The organism is Pseudoalteromonas sp. Z9A6 (assembly GCF_011378805.1).
Lineage (GTDB): Bacteria > Pseudomonadota > Gammaproteobacteria > Enterobacterales > Alteromonadaceae > Pseudoalteromonas > Pseudoalteromonas distincta.
This window is the reverse complement of sequence record NZ_WTKZ01000005.1, coordinates 84,960-106,732: the sequence shown is the minus strand read 5'-3', so window position 1 is coordinate 106,732 and position 21,773 is coordinate 84,960. Positions and strand designations below refer to the sequence as shown.

Sequence of the window (21,773 nt, the reverse complement as noted above, 5' to 3'; positions counted from 1 at the left end):
TCACTTTTAAATAGATTTGATTTAATCATGGCGACTTCGTTTGCGTTTTTTATCATCTGCTCGTGTTATCTTTGGCAACGGTCGATTTAAACTCTCAGGGTCTACGTTACGCGGTAGCGCTCTATCTTTTACCTCTTCAATGTCAGCATTAACTGGGATTGCAGCGTTCATCTCATCCATGTTATGTTCCATTTGATATAGGTTGTACATCCACCTGATAATTTGTTCTCTCATAGCAGTAACTTCACTATGAAGGCTCTTATTCTTTGATTCCAACTCGTCTATTCGCTTATATGCGTTTTGTAGTTGAACATCCTCAGTACCATGATATTGGCTAGGAGTTTCTTTTAACATAGCTTTACGGTTATTGAATGCTATCTCAATATCTTTGTAGGCCAATAAAGTATGCCTAGATACCTCTTTTTTTAATCCAAACTCTCTAGTAATGCGTTCGCATAATAGTTTCCACGTTAACTTGCCTTTCCATGTGGACAATAAGGTGAGTATGCTTTTGTGAACATCGTCACTGATAACTATTTTTGGCATTAGCTAAACCCCAATAGTTGTCTCACACTAATATTTGAGGAGATCTTATCTTCGTCTTTCTCGGATTTTGTCTCATTAAGATCAGTATTTAATCCCTTGTCTGCTAAAGCTAAACGTGTTGGTGATGGATCATGCTCAACGGGGATTCTGATGATTGTGCCGTCTGGTATGTTCTCATCGGTTTTATTTTTAATCAGGGTGCGAATATGAGCTAACTTCCAACCCAAATGTGTAACCCAACGATCAGCGCCGAACGTGTCATCAGTAGCCTCCTTCAACGCATGGTCTAATTGAGTCGCTATGTTTATTTCTAATAATTCCAACTCCTCAAGCGTTTCTGGTATCCCTTTTATACAAACATGTTCTTTGCAGGTCACACATTCCCCAGCCTTGGTGCAGGGTGTTCGAGCAAAATCATGAACACAAAATCCGATACCAGTAAAATCAGCTACACCTTCTCGATTAACTCCAATAGATTTCAGCGGAACTGGTAACCTTGCTTTTCGCAACACTAATGCACTTGGGCTGTCTTCATAGCTCGCTACCATAAGTTCTGTTTTTAGAAGATCCTTTTGTTCAAGGGTTCTCAAATCATATGCTGCGTTCTGGGTTAAATCGGCTCTACCAGACCATTGCGCGATTTTCCAATCGTCAACACCACCTATTTTTGCATGAGTATTCAACCAAACGCGAAACTGATGGGTTGTCAATGACAGTGGCTTGCCATTTTCATTGACCATTTCAAATCGCTCCCAAAGATTACTCATTTTTTTATCTTTGCGAGTAGTCTGAACATTAAATGTATCAACGGAAGGCATGACCCAACTAAAGTCTTTTGTTGCAGAAGCTGGTTTAAGTTCGAGGTCTCGAATTAGCAAAAGATTTTCCCAAATAGGCCTGTCACTCTTAGGGTTATTTGGCCACTTCTTTTTCTTATACTTTTCGTGCACTAGCGAATTCAAGCGTCGATAGGTTAACTTATTTTCCTCTAAAAGCTGATTTATCCATTTTGTGGGCGTGTTTAGCTTTTCTTTATCAGAATGATGCAATGATCCAACTACATTCATTGCATAAGCAAACTCACTATGTGACAACTGTGCATCCTCTAGATGCTCTGGCTCAGTTTTACACTGTTTATGGCGAAAGAAAGTGTTTGGGTGATCATATGCCCACTTTGCAGCCTTTCTAGCGGGTTCGCTAATATCAACTAACCTCTTAAAGGCAGACTTGACGGTGTCCAACATTAGCATTGGTACACCCTTGCGGTGATCCCGGTACTCTTTTGAACCGAACCAGACGACATACCAATCACCATCATCGCCTTGTTGAAGTGAATGAATGGTAAGCCCTCCAAGTTCATTAAATCGGGCGGGCGCAAAACATAACAAGACTAATGCACTAGTATAGTATTTATCTGCAACAGTTTTCGCTCTAGCAAAGCAATCGGCTAAACAAAGCATTTCATGCATTGAGGGGCAGCGTTCATCTCGAAACTTATCGCCTTCCTCCCCTAATTGCTCAGATGTATGGGCAGGTTTCTTGAATGGACTCTTGTATACCGGCAAAGTTAGCAAAATTTTATTTTTTAAAAGCCAGCTTACAAGGGCTTGTAGCTTGCCACCGAGATGATATTTGCGCATTGGAACAACATTATCATCTCTTATCTTTTGCTCAGTATTCTTAATCGTTTGGTTATTAACATTAAGTATGCATGGCGGCAAATCGGCATACTGTTCTTGCAGTACTTGATATAGTTTACGAAACGTTGCAATCCACATGTGGGCAGAAGAGACTTCTTTGATCGTCATCTGCTGCCTTATAAACGCTTTAGCAAAATCCATAAATGGCTTCTCAAATGGTTCTATAGGCGCATAGTTACCGTCTTGAAAGCCAAAAACGAGTGTTTGCCCCTTGTTAGGCTTCCATTTTTCAACTTCCCAACCTTGTTCTTGATAAATCGTCAAATCGTCTTTTGCAAACCTTACAAACTCTTCGAGATTCTTTTTACCATCCTGCTGGTGTTTAGCCTCCCAAATTTTGATTACATTATTCATTAACGACTCCTTCGTTTTTTTCAATTTCGGCGCAAAGTTGGACAACTTCGGTGATCGCTAACACAAGCCTATCCGTCGATTGAATGACGAACTTACTCGCCCCCCTCTCCCTAAGCCTCTCGCGCTCAGCTAACACACCATCTAACATAACTTGATGGCGACCAGTAATCCAAGGCTGAAACTTTACACATGTGTAACATGCTCTGCCGCCTTTCGCGCAAAAACCATAAGTTCCGCAGTTGCCAACTCCATCCCCTTTTTGATTGCGAATGCGTGAATGAGGATCGTTTGCTCGCAGCGCTTCGGCCTCATTTGCAATCAGTGTGCCTGCAAACGCTTGAGCCAATGGCGCTAATACTGGCGCAAGTGCCTCGTTTATTTCCTCCGTCAATTCCTTAACGTTTTCGGTATAAACTTTTACGTTCTGTATGCCGCCATGCCCTAATATTTTAGCAATTGCGAATGCACTAAGTCCTCTGCGAGCTGCATTTGTCCCCATTGTGTAGCGAAATCGTCTTGCTGTTAAGTGGACAAACTCCCCATCTAAACGCTCAGATTTGGCCATGCATTTTTTGCTAATTTGAAACAAAACTTTTGTACTACTTCGGCGCGGCAGATGAATTGCGTCAGGGGTTTTATTCATTATTTCAATAAGTTGGCGAACAGAAGATAAATTCTTAATTGCTTTCGGAAAACCGAATAATGGCATCTGTGCTCGCAGTTCTTCTGGCAGTTTGCCTACTTGCGTCTCTATCATGTTCAAGGTTCGAGTGGCTTGATTACTGAACAAGAGCGCCAGATCTTCATCAATATCAGATTCCTTCATTACCTCCCTAAAGTTTGTAGAGCCATGCTTCTTGGCTTGCGGAACGTTTAATTTGAATTCTGTACTACCGCTTTTTGATTCCTTCACTAGGTCGCATGCTTTTAGCTGACAAAACTGAGTTGGCCTAGCACCTAAGTACACATTTAACAAAAGCCATGTGTAATCACGAAGCGACATTCGATCGTCAAAAAAGGCATTCACTCCCCAAAAAAGTATCGCTTGTTGTTCTTGCAAACTGTATGCGCCAGTGTGGGGACAACCTTTCGCAACTGGGACACCTTTCGCGATACCTTTTAAAGTTATTTGCTCTAGCCAAGGAGCAAGCTTAGGGTCAATTCCATCAATTTCTTTGTCATGCCAATTCAGCAAAAAGGCTCTAATCGAGCCGAGTTTATATTCATTGCTGGCATCTAGCTGTCCTAAATAGTTTTGAACAGTAATTAGGTCTAAGGTGACACTTTTTGTTTTACGAAGCATCGCGAGTATTTCATTAAAAATGATTGAACAGCTGCTAGCCGATAGCTCACAGGCATAATCTGCCATTTGCTCTTTGAAACCAACTATGAAGTTCAAATCACACTCATTAGGAAGTAGTCCCCAGTTTAGAGTGATCGAGGTGTCAAGTTTCCAAGTCCTCTGAGTTACATCAAAGTCATATCCCATCTTACTTGTTCTTTGTTTTTCTTCGGCGAGGGGAAAGCTAACCTTTTTGTCTAGCATCTATTATATCCTTAACGGTTGCGCTTGTTTCATTCATCATTTGCTTGTGGATTTTGTTAGCGATCTTCGTAACACGTCGATCCAAATAAGGTCGAGCACTTTTAGGATCTGAGTGTCCCATAAGTCTCATCCGAGTATCGATCTCGTGCCCATCTTTAATTAGCTGTTGACGCAGACGCTTTACAGTATCGACCTCGCCTAGCGCCTCTGCCTCCTGAATTTGTTGTGATATGTTTGAGTTATGCTCATCAATACGATCTGAAAATCGTTCGTTGAAATAAATTCGGAAGCCCCTACGTTGAATATTTGTAAAATTTTTATCTACGCGCTTTAACGGCGTTATTACTCCCGATGAAAAGTTTTTATCACTCATCGCAGAACCAGAACTTTCACCCTTATGGGATATAAAAATATAAGGATGACTCTTGGCTAATTTATAATTTGGTCTAACTTTTCTGATGTAGTACTCAAGATCTGTGTACAAAGCTGGGGGGATCTCAATATCACGTTCCTGTGTTTTAAGAGTTGGCTGGACTTTTCTCGGGTCATTTGGATCATCATGCCGCCTTTTAAACCGCAACTGTGGACTCTCTATGTCATGATTGATGTCGTCGAGTGTTAACGACAAAACTTCTGATGGCCTACAGCCAGTCCAATACAAAATTTCCAGTAGTAGATAATTACGTAATCGTGTATCAAAATTCTTAAATGGATTGTCTGGGTGATCAGTTCTGGTTACTTGTCGAAAGTTTTCAAAAACAGCGGCCTCCGCATGAGTTACCTTTGAGAGGTTACTTAATCCTTTCGGATAGTGGCTTTTGAAAAGCGCCTCCATCTTATCTATGCGATCCACTAAATCACTAGCATTGGGTTTAAATTTGCAAATTTCCCACGCACAAAACTTTAAATATCGATTTATGCCTGTCATACGCTGATACTGATAATTTTTATCAACAACACTGAGCGGTGATTCGGATTTAGCGAGGCGAGTAAAGTGAACTACTTTTTCAGTTTTGCGGTTTTGTTGCTTAGCTGACAATCTACAAAAGTTCTTGATGGACTGTATAGTTTCTTTGTCTAAAAGTTTTTGCCTACGGAATTCTGCAAACAGGTCCCTACCAGTAGAACGCTCCCATTTATGCAAAAGCATGATGTTATACAGCTCTTTTTTTATCGTGTTTTGCTTACCGTCTGCACGTAATTCTACTGTAACGTAAAGCGTTGACCAGAAATCGATTGTTCCGTCGTCATTAATGATAAGAGGCCTTCGCTCTCCGTCTGAAAGTATTTCGTCTGTTACTCGCATCAACCACCCCTATACTATACAAATTTTATATTAGCATAACTAAAATGGATGGCAACTTTTTAATATACAAAAAAAAATCCCACTTTCTTTATAAATATAGGCGAAGGCTACTATTTATAAAGACTAATGGGATTTTAAATTATTTTAATATACAAAAATAACTTTATCAGAAATTAAAATGGGATATCGTCATCAAAATCAATGGTTGGTTCCATTGGGTTTGATGCACCACCTTGCGGAGCACTTTGTGGTTTAGGAGCGAAACCACCTTGCTGCTGCGGTGCACTATTTTGTTGTGGTGCAAAGCCGCCTTGCGGTTGTTGGTATTGATTATTTTGTTGTGGTGCTGGCGCTGACTGAGGTTGCGCTGCAGGTGCTGCTTGCTGTTGTGGAGCATAACCACCTTGTTGCTGGTTATTTTGGCCTTGATTATTTTGACCGTAACCACCGCTTTGTTGAGCACTTTGCGCTTGATTACCTTGGTAACCTCCACCTTGTTGCCCACCTTGTGATTGATTACCTTGGTAACCACCACTTTGCTGATCGCCACCACGTGCGCCTAACATTTGCATTTGACCAGTAAAGCCATCTACAACTATTTCTGTAGTGTACTTTTCTTGGCCTTGTTGATCGGTCCACTTACGTGTTTGAAGTTTACCTTCAACATAAATTTGTGAACCTTTACGACAATATTCACCAACAATTTCAGCTAACTTGCCAAAAAATACAACACGGTGCCACTCAGTTTTATCAACCATTTGGCCAGTGTTCTTATCTTTATAGCTATCCGAAGTTGCTAGGGTAATATTTGCTACACCGTTGCCGTTAGGCATATAACGAACTTCAGGATCTTGCCCTAAATTACCAACCAAAATTACTTTGTTCACACCGCGTGCCATGGAACCATCTCCTATAAATGTTAGATTAAACCAGCGACTTTACGCGCTTGGTCTAGGTCAAATTCTTTATCATTAATCTTTAAATAGCTGCGACTTTCATCGCGAACTACAGTTGCTTCTATTACACCTGGTAAAGCAACTAACTGAGAAGCAAGTACTTGAGCATGCTCTTCAGAATCTAATTTGGTCATTAAACTAATAACTTTACTTTTGGGTGGGACTTGCATTTTCCACGCAATAATAAGCCATATTAACCCAACAAGTGCCGCTGCCGCAAACACAGCTTGCGTCGTTGTAGTTTGTGCTACATAGCCACCTAACATACCGCCCAAAAAGGCGCCTAAAAACTGACTCGATGAGTAGCCACCCATTGCTGAGCCTTTTTGGCTTGCTGGTGCTATTCGCGATACAAGCGCAGGCATAGTGGCTTCTAAAAAGTTAAACGCCACAAAATAAAGCAGCATACACACAGCAATACCTACTACACTATTAACCCATACCGACATTGCTAACATACTAATAGTTAACAAGGCTACTGAGCCAATAAATGCTTGTTTTTCTTTCTCTTTTTTAATGGCCACAATCATTATTGGTACCATTAATAAAAATGCTAAAAATAGCACTGGAATATACAAATACCAGTGATGGTCGGCAACCAAGCCATCTTTAATTAATTGGCTCGGCAGTACCACAAAAATTGTGGTTAGCGTTAAATGCAATAACAATACACCTGCATTTAATCGTGCTAACTGAGGATGTTTAATTAATTTTTTAATGTCGCTGAAGCTTGCTAATGTATCGCCTTTGGGCGCTTTATTTACCGCCTTTGGCACTAGCATGGTCACTATAAATATACCAAAGACAGCTAAAATAGCAGTCAACCAAAATACACCAGCAATACCCCACGAAGCTGCAACAATTGGCCCAAGTAACATAGCAAAGGCAAAGCTCATTCCTATGCTCATACCAATAACGGCCATTACTTTTGGTCGTTGCTCATCGCGGCTTAAATCTGAAGCAAACGCGAGTAGCGCACTGGCTATTGCGCCCATACCTTGTAAAGCACGGCCTACGGTAACCATTTGGATAGAGTCAGCTAATGCAGCAACGACAGAGCCAATAGCAAATACAACTAAGCCACCAACAATAACCTTTTTACGACCAATCTTATCGGATAATCGACCCATAGGTATTTGTAGTACAGCTTGCGTTAAACCATACGCACCAATGGCAAAACCAATCCAAATAGGCGAAAAACCTTCAAGCGATTGTCCATAAATAGCCAATACAGGCATCAGCATAAACAAGCCGAGCATTCTAAATGCAAACACACTCGCCAGTGATGCAGCGGCGCGTTTTTCTCGTGAATTAAGTGAAGATGCGGTCATTATCTGCGTGATCTTACTCTATGAAAAATTGAGGTTGGGATTCTACCATAAGCTTGGCAATAATTAATCGCCTATAAGTAAGGATTTTTCATTGATCAAGGATTAATATTGCTTCGTATTATGCGATACTGAGTAAATAATTTTGGTAATAAACGAGATAGCATGGAAAACATTGAAGTCCGAGGCGCCCGAACGCACAATTTAAAAGACATCAGCCTAACCATCCCACGTGATAAATTAATAGTTATTACGGGTCTATCTGGTTCGGGGAAGTCATCACTTGCATTTGATACGCTTTATGCAGAAGGACAACGCCGATATGTTGAATCACTCTCTGCGTACGCAAGACAATTTTTATCGCTCATGGAAAAGCCTGATGTGGATCACATCGAAGGCCTCTCTCCTGCCATTTCTATTGAGCAAAAGTCAACGTCTCATAACCCGCGTTCAACCGTAGGTACTATTACCGAAATTTACGATTATTTACGACTTATGTTTGCCCGCGTTGGCGAACCACGATGTCCTACACATGATTTACCACTTGCTGCGCAAACCGTTAGCCAAATGGTAGATACTGTTTTGGCTCTACCTGAGGGCAGTAAATTAATGCTGCTTGCGCCAATAGTAAAAGAGCGTAAAGGTGAGCATGTTAAGTTATTAGAACAGCTATCTAGCCAAGGTTATATTCGCGCCCGTATAGACGGTGAAGTATGTGACTTGTCTGATCCTCCAACGCTTGAGCTTCATAAAAAACATACAATAGAAGTTGTTATAGACAGATTTAAAGTAAAAGATGGCTTACAACAACGCTTAGCAGAATCGTTCGAAACTGCACTTGAAATGTCTAATGGCGTTGCACATGTAGCATACATGGACGATAGCAGCGCTGAAGAGATTCTATTTTCAGCAAATTTTGCCTGCCCTACTTGTGGCTATGCAATGACTGAACTTGAGCCGCGTTTGTTTTCGTTTAATAACCCAGCTGGTGCTTGTCAAACCTGTGATGGCTTAGGTATACGTCAATATTTTGATCCTAATCGCGTAGTGCATAACCCAGAGTTAAGCCTTGCTGGCGGTGCAATTAAAGGCTGGGATAAACGCAGCTTTTATTACTATCAAATGCTACAAGCCGTTGCTGAGCATTATAGTTTTGATTTAGATGTGCCTTATCAAGATTTAGACAGCGAATCGAAAAAAATTATTTTAGATGGCTCTGGTAGCACTAAAATTGCGTTTAATTACCGTAACGACCGTGGCGATTTAATTACGCGTAACCATGAGTTTGAAGGCGTTTTAAATAACATGAATCGCCGCTACCGTGAGACCGAGTCAAACTCTGTACGCGAAGAGCTTGCTAAATACCAAACAAGCCAAGCGTGTCCTAGCTGTCATGGCTCGCGCTTACGCGAAGAATCTCGAAATGTATTTATTGGACAAACCAACTTACCTGCAATCACATGCATGAGTATTGGTGAAGCCATGGAATTTTTTGAAGGTTTAGAGTTAACCGGACAAAAAGGCCAAATAGCTGAAAAAATATTAAAAGAAATTCGCGACCGCTTATCGTTTTTAATTAACGTTGGCCTAAATTATTTATCACTTGAACGTAGCGCCGATACATTATCAGGTGGTGAGGCTCAACGTATCCGCTTAGCCAGTCAAATTGGTGCCGGTCTTGTAGGTGTAATGTACGTACTAGATGAGCCATCTATTGGATTACATCAACGCGATAACGACCGTTTATTACAAACATTGGTCCATTTGCGCGACTTAGGTAACACCGTTATTGTGGTAGAGCACGATGAAGATGCTATTCGTGCTGCAGATCATATTATTGATATTGGCCCAGGTGCGGGTGTTCATGGTGGGCATATTATTGCTCAAGGTACGCGCGACGATATTTTAGCAAGCAAAGAATCTGTTACGGGCCAATTTTTATCAGGCGTACGTAAAATAGAAATACCAAAAGAGCGTCACCCAACGAACGACAAATGGCTAGAGCTATTTGGCGCAACGGGTAATAACCTTAAAAATGTGGATTTAAAAATCCCATTTGGTTTAATGACCTGTGTGACAGGTGTATCGGGCTCGGGTAAATCAACGCTAATAAACGACACTTTATTTAAACTTGCTCATACAGAGCTAAATGGCGCAACCACTGCCGAAGCGGCACCGTATAAATCAATTAGCGGTTTAGATCATTTTGATAAAGTGATCGATATTGATCAAAGCCCGATTGGTCGTACTCCGCGTTCAAATCCGGCAACCTACACAGGTATATTTACCGGCATTCGTGAGTTATTTGCAGGTACACAAGAAGCGCGTTCACGTGGCTACAAAGTAGGTCGCTTTAGTTTTAACGTTAAAGGCGGACGCTGTGAAGCGTGCCAAGGTGACGGCTTAATTAAAGTTGAAATGCACTTTTTACCTGATGTGTATGTACCGTGTGATGTGTGTAAGAGCAAACGCTATAACCGTGAAACACTCGAAGTCCAATACAAAGGTAAAAACATACACCAAGTACTTGAGATGACTGTTGAAGACGCGCATGAGTATTTTGACAAAATACCGGCTATTGCCCGTAAGCTTAAAACCCTAATGGACGTTGGTTTATCGTATGTCCGCTTAGGTCAAGCCGCTACCACGCTTTCAGGTGGTGAAGCGCAACGTGTAAAACTAGCGCGCGAGCTATCAAAGCGTGATACCGGTAAAACACTCTACATATTAGATGAGCCAACAACAGGCTTACACTTTGCTGATATTGAACAGCTGCTTGTTGTACTTCATCGCTTGCGCGACCACGGCAATACTATTGTTGTTATTGAGCACAACCTCGATGTTATTAAAACAGCAGATTGGGTTATCGATTTAGGACCTGAAGGCGGAGCTGGCGGTGGTGAAATACTCATTGCAGGTACACCAGAAGAAGTAGCTGAGTGTGAGCGTTCACATACTGGGCATTACTTAAAACCTCTATTAAATAAATAGAGGTTCAGTTGTGACAAATTAATCGGCTTTGAGGTTATTTAACTGTCGAGATTGCACTTAATTAAAAATAGCGAGAAGAGTTACTTCTCGCTATTTTTTGGCTCTAATTTTTCTTTTATCAACATAATACCAATCGAAAATGTTATTAAAGAAAAACAACACACTGCTGCAAATTTAACCTTGAAAGATCAACAGACCCTAGTCATTCCAACTTATCTGTATTATTTGCATGTCTTTATATTTTGATTCTGTAAAGAAAATTTGATTGTTATCACTAATAAAAAATGCGACAGGTTTAAAATCCACGTGCACATCTTTTACTGTTTTATCTTCTAAATTAAGCCGAGCAACTCTTGAAATCGCATCAGAGTAGTAAAGGTAATTACCATTAATAGCAAAAAGTTGTGCTTGTCGCGCGTCTTTGGGTAATTCCCAGCTCTGTTTATTTGATAGTTTAATTAACTGATTATTAGTAATTGCATAATTAGTACCGTCAGCGCCTGAAATTAATTTGTTGGCTTTAACATCCTCTAATATAGTTGTGTCTCGCGTTAATAAATTAAACTGAGCAAATAGGTTTTCTGAACCACTTCGCTCTAAATAAATTATACTTTCATTATCTTTAGACCATACATAGTTTAGTATTTTTCGCCCTTTAAACTCAGCTATGGTATAGAGCTTGTTCGACATAACGTCAAAAAATGCAATATCGCTATTAACTCTTAATAAAACACGATCTTGCTTACTCGATACTCTTAGCCCGCCAATAGCAAAGGTAGATTTCCCTTCATAAGTAAAGTTACTAAGTTGCTTTGTAAGACCATTTTGAGAGAGCCACAATTGACTGCTGCCAGAACGCTCTGATACAAAAACATGTGCTGTCCCTTTCTCATTAATGACTTCTACAATGTGGTAGTCGTCTTCATCACTTTTGTAGAGTGCTTCATACTCAGGAACATCGCTAAAAAGATTAGTCGCTTTAATTAACGAAAATGCTTGTGTTTTATTTGCTGAGTAAAAGAGGCTATTAGCAGATTGAACTGCAATATAATAAGGTGAAATTGCTGGGGTAACCGTTAGTGTGCGTTTAATAATATTATTTTCATCAAACACAATGGTTGAAAGGTCAGAGTCTTCAAAAACAATCACGCCTTTATCGTCTGCAAGCCAGTCAAACGCGAAGCTAATTATACTTTTGTTTGCTTTAAATAACCGCTTAGTCTCACGCGTAGAAAAGTCGTAGCTGAACACCGAAAAAGGCTGACCTTTTTGACTAAGTATATATGCTATTTTATTACCTGAAGAAGATAAGCGCGGCATTATTACGCCATACATTACGCCTGGTGGTGGAATAACAATGGACTCTTTTTGTAACTCTAAATCAAATTTATATAAACCTGAGCCATCTTGCTCATTTTTATATTCAGTGTAATAAATATATTCACCACTTTCGTCTACTTGCGCATAACCTGTGTATCTAAGGTCACACTTTTTAATTAATGTAGCCTCACCAACAATAGGAAACTGGCTTAAATCAACCAGTACCATTTCGCACTGCTGTTGTTTTAAGTTTGTAGCTTGTATAAGCACTGCGTGCTGATTTAACTGCCACGATAAAATAGATACTTGAAAGCCAGGATAGGTAATTTCAACCTCCCTTTGATCAGATAGTCGCTTTACAAATGCATGCATTATGTCATTTTCAGGCTCAACATTTGTATAAGCTAAATATTGTTTATCTGAGGACATCTCAGGGTGAACCTCACTGCCTATATTCCACGTGCTTGCTACCTTATTAACCGTGATCTGTTTAATCTTTTCGCTAGAAGGTGCATTAATAAAAAACAACCCAAACCATACTAAAAAGCACAGGCAAATAATGGCGAATAAAGAATAAATCAAAAAATTTTTACTACTCTTTTTTTGAACTGGTTGAGAAGTAGTTGCAGTAGCTATCTCTTCATTTTTGGCAGAAATACCCGGTGAGTCAGGCAAAATGTTTACAGGCTCTTTCAAAACGTTTGCTTGCGTTAAACGCTCAGGTATTACTGTTAGGCTATATCCTTTACGGTAATGCGTTTTTAAAAGCGGCGCTTTTTCAATTGGGTGGGCAAGCTGCTTTCTTAACTCTGAGATTGCACGGTTAATCGCATTATCATCAACAAAGCTCTGTAGCCACACACTCTCAATAAGCTCTTGGCGGGAAACAATTTGTTGAGGCTTGTCTATAAAGTGAAGTAATAGCTTTACTAAAAGTGGATCTAATTCCCTTTCTAAATGGTTTGAAGTAATCACACAGCGATTACTAATAAATTGCCAAGGTCCGATTTGATAATTCATAGTCTTTACGTATTTTTATTTTTATAAACCGTATCACATCTACACTTTCTTTTATAGAAAAAGCATTTTAAACCTTATATTAGCACTATAAGGTTTAAAGCTAACATACTAAATTTAAATAATTATTTAGCTTTAAAACCTTATCTATTAATTGCTCATAACTAGATAAGCGACTCTCAATAAATTCAGCGATATTCTTTAAACCGCCATCAACAAGCAGCTTAGTAAAAAATCATTTGTGATTCTAAATTGGCTGCAATTAAAAATATAAAAGGTTTAATTATGAATAGCACAATGAAAAAAGTACTACCGGCTTTACTACTAGCAACTGCTTTTAATACAACTTCAGTTATTGCAGCTGACGCTAAACAACACAACGTTCAAAGCAATTTTAATCAATGCATAATTGGTGAAAGCGTAGAGGCGATTAACCCAGTTAATAAAAAGCAGCAAGAAACAAACAACATAGACGCCACTGAGTCTTTAAAAAGTAATGTTGATACACAAACGTTACTTTCTTCGATAGATGAAAAAATATCAGCTGAGCTTGACTCTTCAATGAGCAAAATAAACTCGCAAATTGATAAAAACCTTTCAAAGGTAACATCCTCAATCACTGCATATTTCAGCACTGTGTTATCGAACTAAAAACAATAAAATTAAAAGTTACATAAAGGAATTATCATGAAAAAATTCACAAAAAAATTAGTATCTGCCAGCGTATTACTTAGTTGTAGTCTTTTAGCAAATACAGCACAGGCCCAAAGCTCTGTATGGCAAGTAAGCAATGGTAATGACTCACTATTTATTGGCGGTACAGTTCACATACTACCTAAAGCCGAAATGCCACTACCCGCTGAGTTTAACCATGCTTATGAACAAGCGGATACAATTATTTTAGAAGCACCGTTATCTGACCCAGCCGATACTAATGCGCAAATGCAAATGTTAGGCGCACTATCGTATACAAATAACGAAACGTTAAGTCAAAAACTAGAACCCGAGATTAAGGCATCACTTGAAAATAAGCTTAACAAGTTTGGCGCTAATCTCGCTAAGTTAGATGGCTTTCGCCCTGCTATGGTTGGTATTGTTTTAATGTCGATGGAGCTTCAAAAGCAAAATTTAATGGGTGAAGGTGTTGATGCTTACTTTACTAAAAAAGCGACTGAAGATAACAAAACAAAAAATTACTTAGAAACAATCGAATTTCAGTTAGAGTTTTTTAAAACAATGGGTCAAGGCAACGAAAACGATTTCATTAAACGTAACTTAGCCGAACTTCACAACTATAATGATATGTTTGAAGATCTTTTAGCTGCATGGCGTAAAGGCGATACCGACGCGCTAAATAAAGTAGCACTTGAAGATATGCAGCAAAATGATCCGAATAGCTATAAACAAATCATTGCAGATAGAAATAATGATTGGTTACCAAAAGTAGAAGCCATGTTTAACAACGACAAAAATGAGTTTGTACTTGTTGGAGTTGCCCACCTTGCAGGACAAGATAGTTTACTTACCTTACTTGAAAACAAGGGCTATAAAGTTTCTCTAGTTGATATTGATAGCACGGAAAATATAACAGTAAGAGGGGCTGAATAATGGATAAAACAGACAAACTAGCGATATCGCTACTGTTTCTATTTGGGTCTATCATGTTGATATGTGCTATATAAAAAATGCCGCTAACAAGCGGCATTTTTTATTTTAATAAACTTACCCTCGCGCAATAAAACCAAGCGCATCGTATACCGATTTCAATGTTTTCTCAGCACGTACACTTGCTTTTTCAGCACCTGACTTCATTATGCCATCAAGTAGGTTTTGATCTTCTCTGATCTCTTTAAAGCGTGCTTGAATTGGCTCAATCATATTTACAACTGCATCTGCTGTATCTTTCTTTAAATGGCCATACATTTTATCTTCATATTCAGGAACTAGGTCTTCAATTGAGCGCTTAGTTGCAACACTCAATAAAGTAAGCAAGTTTGATACGCCAGGCTTTTCTGTGCGATCAAAATAAATACGTGCTTGTTCATCTGAATCAGTTACTGCTTTTTTAAGCTTTTTCACAATTTGCTTAGGCTCATCTAATAACATGATGTAACCATTTGGGTTTTCGTCAGACTTAGACATTTTTTTAAGTGGATCTTGCAAGCTCATTACGCGTGCACCAAACTCAGGGATGTACGGCTCTGGTAATTTAAATACGTCGCCATATAAATTATTAAAGCGTGTGGCTATATCGCGAGTCAGCTCTAAGTGTTGCTTTTGATCATCCCCTACTGGTACTTGATCAGCTTGGTATAATAAAATATCCGCAGCTTGCAATACTGGATATGAAAATAAGCCCACGTTTACGTTATTTGCATGCTTAGATGACTTGTCTTTAAACTGAGTCATTCGATTAAGCTCACCCATTTGCGCGTAACAATTTAATACCCACGCTAATTGTGCATGCTCAGGTACTTGCGATTGTACAAATAACGCAGATTTTTCAGGATCAATGCCACATGCCGCGTAAAGAGCAATACCATCTAACACTCGAGAGCGCAGTAATTCAGGCTCTTGGCGAACCGTAATAGCGTGTAAGTCTACTAACATAAAGAAACTTTCGTGGTCTTCCTGTAACTTTAGCCACTGGTTAATAGCGCCAACATAGTTGCCTATTGTCATACCACCGGTTGGCTGAATGCCGCTTAAAACTACTGGTTTACTCATGATTTTCCTTTATTTTGCTTAATGAATAATATTTAACGCTTCGTTAGAACAGGTATTATATCTAAGAAGTTATCGCATAGGTACTGCGGATTATAATCCTCAAGACTTTCACCTTGGTTATAGCCATAACTAAGTGCAATTACGTCTATATTAGCGGCTTTAGCTGCAAGTATATCGCTTTTAGAATCACCTATCATTATTGCTTTATTAGGCTCCGCATTTAGTTTTTTGCAGGCAAATAGCAATGGTTCTGGCGATGGTTTTTTTGCCATGTCGTCACCGCATACAACCACATCAAAATGACTCGTTAGTGCCAATTTTTCGAGTAGTTTCTCTGTAAAAATTCGAGACTTATTAGTGATTAATGCTTTAGGCATACCGCGAAGTGCTGCAAGCCCTGTTTCTACATGTTGGTACAAAACACTATACTCACCAACTTGCTGTTCATAATACTTATAGAACTGTAATATTGCTTTGCCACTAAGTGACTCATCTAAATTTTCACTCACTTGCATATCGCCACTCAAAGCGCGTTTAACAAGGACTTCAACCCCATTACCAATCCAACTTTCAACCAAGCGTTGACTAACAATAGGAAAAGCAAAATCGCTCAAGGTTAAATTAATAGCGATATACAAGTCGTAAACGCTATCAACCAAAGTACCATCTAAATCAAATAAGGCGACATCGTACTTCATTACTTAACACTTCCAAGCTGCTCACGCATTTGATCAATCACCACTTTGTAATCAGGTTGATTAAAAATAGCTGAGCCTGCAACAAACATATCAGCACCCGCTCGAGCCGCTGCTGCAATATTATCGACCTTAATACCACCATCAACCTCTAAGCGAATATCTCGGCCTGATTCAATAATACGCTGTTTGGCTTGGCGTAATTTTTCAAGCGTATGAGGGATAAAGCTTTGCCCGCCAAACCCAGGATTTACCGACATTAGTAAAATGGTATCTAGCTTATCAATAACATGATCTAAATAACTTAGGCTTGTTGCTGGGTTAAACACTAAGCCTGCTTTACAGCCGTGATCTTTAATTAACTGTATTGTACGATCGACGTGCTCACTGGCTTCAGGATGAAAAGTAATAATAGAAGCACCAGCCTCAGCAAATAAAGGTATTATGCTATCTACAGGCTTAACCATTAAATGTACGTCGATAGGTGCTGTAATACCGTAATCTCTTAGTGCTTTACACACCATAGGACCAATTGTGAGATTAGGTACATAGTGATTATCCATTACATCAAAGTGAACTACATCAGCACCCGCTTCGAGAACTTTATCAACATCTTCGCCTAGCTTTGCAAAATCAGCAGACAAAATAGAAGGGGCTATTAAATATTTTTGCTCTGGGTTAAACATGATTAACTCCATCAATAAATAGTGTATTGCGTTAATGTAACTTAATTGAAGATGTTACCCAAGTAATATGGCGTAATAGCCCCCATTTTAGGTAACTTTAAGTTTGATATTTAACCAGTATTTGCTATGATTAAAAAAGTAACAAATTATTGGATTTCATCATGCGTGCTTTTAAAATTGGGATATTAATTGCGTCGGCATTACTGCTTATCGGGGCGTTTAGCTTTGGTTCAAGCTCTGAGCAAGAATTAAGCTCAGTGAGTAATTGTCATAATACACAAGTGGTAAGTGCTCAAAACACTTTAACTGCGTGTATTAAAGCTGAAGAAGAGTCATCATGGTTTTCGTGGTTAACTGGCGATAGCCGTAGTGCTCAGTTTCATTACCTTGATTTACTGGAACTACTTACTAGTTCTGAAGATTCTAAAAACGCTCCTTCTTTAAAACCTTTATTTTAAATAATGCTACAATTTTTTAGCGCGTTGCAAAGTGTGCTAGCTGCATTTTTTGGTGTTCAATCTGAAAATAAACGCCAAGTCGATTTTAAACAACATTCCCCTTTATCCATCATTTTAATTGCGATTGTACTATTTGTTGCTTTTGTTATCGCAATTTACGCAGTGGTTGCTTGGGTGCTAAATACATAGCCATCAACTCGTCAACTTTATTTCTAGAGCCACCTTTGGGGCTAATAGTGCGCTTTACTTGAATTTGCTCAAGCGATGCTTGGCTATAAATTTTACGCGTCCACACGGTATCGTGATTTGAAATAAGCACAGGCGTGTTATTTTCAAATGCGGCTTGTTCTGCCAAATTAGCTAAGTTAGCCTGATCATCTAAATTAAACCCCCCTTTTGCGTATGACGTAAAAGAAGCCGTTTTACTTAATGGCACATAAGGCGGGTCGCAATAAATAACAGCATTGTTAGGTACTAACTTAAAAACGTCATCGTAATCTAAACAAGTGAACGTTGCTTTTTGTGCTTTTTCAGCAAAAAAATACATTTCTTTTTCAGGAAAGTAAGGCTTTTTATACTTACCAAAAGGCACATTAAAAATGCCTTTTAAATTATACCTACACAGTCCGTTGTAACCATGGCGGTTCATGTATAAAAACAAGATTGAACGTTCGTATACATCACGGCTTTGATTAAACTGCACACGGTATTCGTAATACGCATCTGCGTGATTATTCAAATCAACAAATAGCTTTTTAGCGTCACTAATAAGCTCATCTGGAGAGCTTTTAAGCTCTTTATATAAGTTAATTAAGTCTGCATTGATATCGTTGAGGATATAGTGCTTAAAGTCACTATTTAAAAACACAGAGCCTGCACCAACAAAAGGTTCAACCAAAGTATCAGCATGCTTGCTAGCTTGGTTTAATCGCGCATTAATGTTTTCAACTAGGCTGTATTTTCCGCCGGCCCATTTAAGGAAGGCTCTACTTTTTTGCTGCATTGGCTCTTTACTTCAATCTGGTGTTGCGCGATTTTACACTAAAGCAGTGTGTTTTACTGATCAACGACTGCTATTTCTTGCTTTATTTTACTAATTTTTTTATAGAAAGGTTTATTTTTTCTAACCCCAGGGGGTAAAGTATCCATTGCTGATTTTGCCTCGTTTATACTCTCAAAGCTGCCAAATGTAACAACCCACCATATTTGATTATTTCGCTTCGTTTGGTAAGTGTGTGCTTGCTGCTGTAGATTGAATTGAGCAATAAAATTATCGCGAACTTCCTGCTGAGTTACCGCTAATAATTGAATAACACTATTTGTATCTGCTTGCTGCATGTACCAAATATTATCTTGGCTTATCTGAGTTTGCTCTGCTGTATTTACTTTCTCTACTTTTAGAGCTTTAGATACAACGTCACCTGCTTCACTGCTTTTGTTTTTAGCGCTATTATCAATAGCATTGTCTAATACCTTAACTGTATTTGCAGGTTCGCTAAGACTTTGCATGATAGCAGGCACATCATTAATGTGTACGCTCTTTGGCTCAATATCTGGCTCAACTCCTTCAGGGTCATTTAAGGTAACTACTGAGTCATTTTGCTTTATAACCGGCTCACTTACTTGCTCTACAGATATTGCTGTATTTAGGACTTGTGTTTCTTCCTGCTGATAATATTGTTGCCACCACTGCGTCATATCAGACTTATAAAGCAGACCAATAATTAAAAGCATAATTAACAACATCAAAATCAATAAGTGTAATCGCCAAGATACTTTATCTTTAACGATAATATCGGCTATGTGCTCGCTAGGTTGCCAAGCAAGCAATAAACTGGGGTTACCATGAGCCTCGGCTAAAAAAGTACTAAAAACAGGGTCTTCATCATAAGGTAAATCAGTAAAGTACCACTGCAATAACATCTTGCTTTCTCGAAGCGTTAGTGGCTCCAAGTAAATTTCGACAGCGTCATTTAAAGCAAGTTTAGACTGTGATGCAATTATGATATACAACGTATTAGGGCTATTTTTAGAAAGCAGCTCAAGCTCAATTAGTATCTCTTCAGATAGTTGCCTACCGCCATCAAGCACCCATAAACAAGGTCCGCACTGCTGTTGCTCAAGCAGCTGGTAATAGTTTTCAGGTAAACTTAAATTATGATCAACCAAAGGGGAATTAAAGCTTTGCTCTAATAAATCGCTCATTAGCTGAGCGTCAGTCATTTGTGCACTTACTTGCACAAACGCTTTATTAAAGTCATTGTATTTATCTGTAATGAAGGTTTCGAGCATATAACTTTTACCTAGCCCCGATGTGCCAAGTAAAACTATTAAATTTTGTCCGTACTCAAATTGCAGTGCGATTCTATCCACCAAAGCCGCACGGCTTGGTAAAATTTGTGACTGCATTTACTGCTCGATTAAGTCTCTAACTTGGTCATCAGAAACATCATCAACTAATGCACACTGGCCAAATTGGGTAGGTAGAATAAAGCGTATAGTGCCTCTTTTATTCTTTTTGTCTTTACGCATATGCGTTAGGAACTGCTCGCTAGTCATTTGCTTTGGAATTTCTGTTGGTAAATTATATAGCTCAAGCAGCTTAATAATTCGATCAACTTCACTTGCGCTTAAATCTTGGCGTGTCTTGGCAAGTTTAGCTGCTAATACCATGCCTGTTGCAACAGCTTCGCCATGTAACCAAACGCCGTAGCCCATTTCTGCCTCAATTGCATGGGCAAATGTATGACCTAAGTTTAATAAAGCACGTAAACCATGCTCTTTTTCATCTTGCGCAACTATAAGTGCTTTTATTTCACAACATCTAAAAATAATATGCTGTAAACATGTTTCATCTAGTTGCTGCAAATTAGCTACGTTTCGCTCTAAGTATGCAAATAATTCGGTATCGTAAATCAGACCATACTTAATTACTTCAGCCATACCTGCTGCAAACTCTCTTGCTGGTAGGGTGTGTAATGTTTGTGTATCAATAAAAACCGCTTGAGGCTGATAAAATGCCCCTATCATATTTTTACCTAAAGGATGATTTACTGCCGTTTTACCACCTACCGATGAGTCAACCTGTGAAAGCACTGTCGTTGGTATTTGAATAAACGGTACGCCGCGCTGATAACACGCCGCTACAAAACCAGTTAGATCACCTATAACACCGCCACCTAACGCAATTAAGCACGTATCTCGGCCACAGTTATTTTGGAGTAAAAATGCTGATATTTTTTCAAACCATTCAAGTGATTTATATTGTTCACCGTCAGGAATAATAAAAGATAGCGGATTTTGATCTGCTAATGAGTCAAGTAACGCTTGTAAATATAAAGGCGCTATTGTGTCATTAGTAATGATGATAGGCCGACAATCACCAATGTGGTGAACCAGGCGGCCATTATCTTGAAGTGCAGATTGCCCAATATAAATAGGATAACTTCGCTCGTCCAAATTAACTGTTAATTTAAGCATGCTTAGTTATTTCCTTATTATTGGTTTTTAAAAATCTAATTTCTCGATGATTTGGTTAGCAACAACTTTAGCGCTTTGCTCATCGGTACGTACAACAAAATCGGCAACTTCTTTGTATAGGGGCTCGCGTTCTTCTGCTAAGCGCTCTAGTACGTTACGAGGTGCTTCTTCAGTTTGCAGTAATGGGCGACGCTTGTCGCGTTGCGTGCGTGCAACTTGCTTTTCTATAGGTGTCTCTAGGTATACAACGATACCTCGAGCCGAAAGCTTGTTTCGAACTTCTTTGCTCATTACTGAACCACCACCGGTAGCAAGTACAATACCTTGCATCTCGGTTAAATCGCCAATAACAGACTCTTCTCGAAGTCTAAAGCCTTCTTCACCTTCAAGATCGAATACCCATGCAATATCTGCACCTGTGCGGCGTTCGATTTCTTGATCAGAATCAACAAATTCAAGGTGTAATTGGTCAGCGATGTGACGACCAATCGTGCTTTTGCCAGCCCCCATGGGGCCAACTAGAAATATATTACGTTTCTCAGCCATATCTTTTAGTACAAACAAACTCTAAAATTTGAAATAAAACCCCGCCTAACGACCTGGCCCCAAAATTAAGGAGGGGATTATCTCAGTAATTGCAGGGGTATTTCAAGTCAATTAGAA

General features: G+C 39.2%; 19 protein-coding genes. 5 read left to right on the top strand and 14 right to left on the bottom strand.

Translation table 11 applies throughout. The features are described 5' to 3' along the window. Positions 1 to 21 precede the first annotated feature (21 nt). The 6 genes from GQR53_RS03395 to GQR53_RS03370 all read right to left on the bottom strand — a co-directional run bounded on the left by GQR53_RS03395 (position 22) and on the right by GQR53_RS03370 (position 7,739). On the bottom strand, positions 22 to 546 hold the full coding sequence (locus tag GQR53_RS03395) for a hypothetical protein (protein WP_165742874.1): 525 nt from the start codon (positions 544 to 546) through the stop codon (positions 22 to 24). Then, positions 546 to 2,600 (bottom strand): hypothetical protein, encoded by a 2,055-nt coding sequence (locus GQR53_RS03390; protein ID WP_165742873.1) that lies wholly within the window; start codon positions 2,598 to 2,600, stop codon positions 546 to 548. Before GQR53_RS03390 ends, GQR53_RS03395 begins: the two co-directional genes overlap by 1 nt. Next, positions 2,593 to 4,146, bottom strand: a complete 1,554-nt coding sequence (locus tag GQR53_RS03385) for a site-specific integrase (protein WP_165742872.1) — start codon at positions 4,144 to 4,146, stop codon at positions 2,593 to 2,595. Before GQR53_RS03385 ends, GQR53_RS03390 begins: the two co-directional genes overlap by 8 nt. Then, a complete protein-coding gene (locus GQR53_RS03380) occupies positions 4,127 to 5,452 on the bottom strand; it encodes a site-specific integrase (protein WP_165742871.1) in 1,326 nt (441 codons plus the stop codon). The genes GQR53_RS03385 and GQR53_RS03380 overlap by 20 nt, the downstream gene beginning before the upstream one ends. Before the next feature lie 173 nt (positions 5,453 to 5,625). Next, entirely contained in the window at positions 5,626 to 6,351 is a 726-nt protein-coding gene (ssb, locus tag GQR53_RS03375) for a single-stranded DNA-binding protein (RefSeq protein WP_039485810.1), read from the bottom strand. A 20-nt stretch (positions 6,352 to 6,371) separates the two neighbouring features. Next, positions 6,372 to 7,739 (bottom strand): MFS transporter, encoded by a 1,368-nt coding sequence (locus GQR53_RS03370; RefSeq protein WP_165742870.1) that lies wholly within the window; start codon positions 7,737 to 7,739, stop codon positions 6,372 to 6,374. 162 nt (positions 7,740 to 7,901) lie between these two features. Here GQR53_RS03370 and uvrA point away from each other — a divergent pair, with 162 nt between their 5' ends. Further along, positions 7,902 to 10,727, top strand: a complete 2,826-nt coding sequence (gene uvrA, locus GQR53_RS03365) for an excinuclease ABC subunit UvrA (protein WP_165742869.1) — start codon at positions 7,902 to 7,904, stop codon at positions 10,725 to 10,727. Between the two features lie 198 nt (positions 10,728 to 10,925). Here the strand turns inward: uvrA and GQR53_RS03360 are convergent, their stop codons facing one another. Next, on the bottom strand, positions 10,926 to 13,067 hold the full coding sequence (locus GQR53_RS03360; protein ID WP_165742868.1) for a winged helix-turn-helix domain-containing protein: 2,142 nt from the start codon (positions 13,065 to 13,067) through the stop codon (positions 10,926 to 10,928). Positions 13,068 to 13,349: 282 nt separating this feature from the next. On the opposite strand from GQR53_RS03360, the gene GQR53_RS03355 reads away from it, so the two are divergent. After that, positions 13,350 to 13,715: a hypothetical protein gene (locus tag GQR53_RS03355; RefSeq protein WP_154903930.1), complete on the top strand. Its 366-nt coding sequence runs from the start codon at positions 13,350 to 13,352 to the stop codon at positions 13,713 to 13,715. Between the two features lie 36 nt (positions 13,716 to 13,751). Further along, positions 13,752 to 14,672: a TraB/GumN family protein gene (locus GQR53_RS03350; protein ID WP_165742867.1), complete on the top strand. Its 921-nt coding sequence runs from the start codon at positions 13,752 to 13,754 to the stop codon at positions 14,670 to 14,672. A 114-nt stretch (positions 14,673 to 14,786) separates the two neighbouring features. Here GQR53_RS03350 and trpS read toward each other — a convergent pair whose 3' ends face one another. Genes trpS through rpe form a run of 3 tightly spaced genes read right to left on the bottom strand, consistent with a single transcriptional unit; the run spans position 14,787 to position 17,172 of the window. Further along, entirely contained in the window at positions 14,787 to 15,791 is a 1,005-nt protein-coding gene (gene trpS / locus GQR53_RS03345) for a tryptophan--tRNA ligase (protein ID WP_165742866.1), read from the bottom strand. A 32-nt stretch (positions 15,792 to 15,823) separates the two neighbouring features. Beyond that, positions 15,824 to 16,489, bottom strand: coding sequence for a phosphoglycolate phosphatase (locus GQR53_RS03340; RefSeq protein ID WP_165742865.1), 666 nt, complete (start codon positions 16,487 to 16,489; stop codon positions 15,824 to 15,826). Beyond that, positions 16,489 to 17,172: a ribulose-phosphate 3-epimerase gene (gene rpe / locus GQR53_RS03335; RefSeq protein ID WP_002958386.1), complete on the bottom strand. Its 684-nt coding sequence runs from the start codon at positions 17,170 to 17,172 to the stop codon at positions 16,489 to 16,491. Before rpe ends, GQR53_RS03340 begins: the two co-directional genes overlap by 1 nt. 161 nt (positions 17,173 to 17,333) lie before the next feature. Here rpe and GQR53_RS03330 point away from each other — a divergent pair, with 161 nt between their 5' ends. After that, complete coding sequence (locus GQR53_RS03330) at positions 17,334 to 17,630, top strand: hypothetical protein (protein ID WP_002958385.1); 297 nt, start codon at positions 17,334 to 17,336, stop codon at positions 17,628 to 17,630. Positions 17,631 to 17,633: 3 nt separating this feature from the next. Further along, positions 17,634 to 17,819: a DUF2970 domain-containing protein gene (locus tag GQR53_RS03325; protein ID WP_002958384.1), complete on the top strand. Its 186-nt coding sequence runs from the start codon at positions 17,634 to 17,636 to the stop codon at positions 17,817 to 17,819. Here the strand turns inward: GQR53_RS03325 and GQR53_RS03320 are convergent. From GQR53_RS03320 to aroK, 4 genes are read right to left on the bottom strand one after another with little or no spacing between them, the layout of a single operon-like run. After that, on the bottom strand, positions 17,776 to 18,633 hold the full coding sequence (locus tag GQR53_RS03320) for a Dam family site-specific DNA-(adenine-N6)-methyltransferase (RefSeq protein WP_002958383.1): 858 nt from the start codon (positions 18,631 to 18,633) through the stop codon (positions 17,776 to 17,778). The genes GQR53_RS03325 and GQR53_RS03320 overlap by 44 nt on opposite strands. A 53-nt stretch (positions 18,634 to 18,686) precedes the next feature. Further along, complete coding sequence (locus tag GQR53_RS03315; RefSeq protein ID WP_165742864.1) at positions 18,687 to 20,039, bottom strand: AAA family ATPase; 1,353 nt, start codon at positions 20,037 to 20,039, stop codon at positions 18,687 to 18,689. Continuing rightward, positions 20,040 to 21,110 (bottom strand): 3-dehydroquinate synthase, encoded by a 1,071-nt coding sequence (aroB, locus tag GQR53_RS03310; RefSeq protein ID WP_024596026.1) that lies wholly within the window; start codon positions 21,108 to 21,110, stop codon positions 20,040 to 20,042. A gap of 27 nt (positions 21,111 to 21,137) precedes the next feature. Further along, complete coding sequence (gene aroK / locus GQR53_RS03305) at positions 21,138 to 21,656, bottom strand: shikimate kinase AroK (RefSeq protein WP_004589350.1); 519 nt, start codon at positions 21,654 to 21,656, stop codon at positions 21,138 to 21,140. Positions 21,657 to 21,773: the final 117 nt, after the last annotated feature.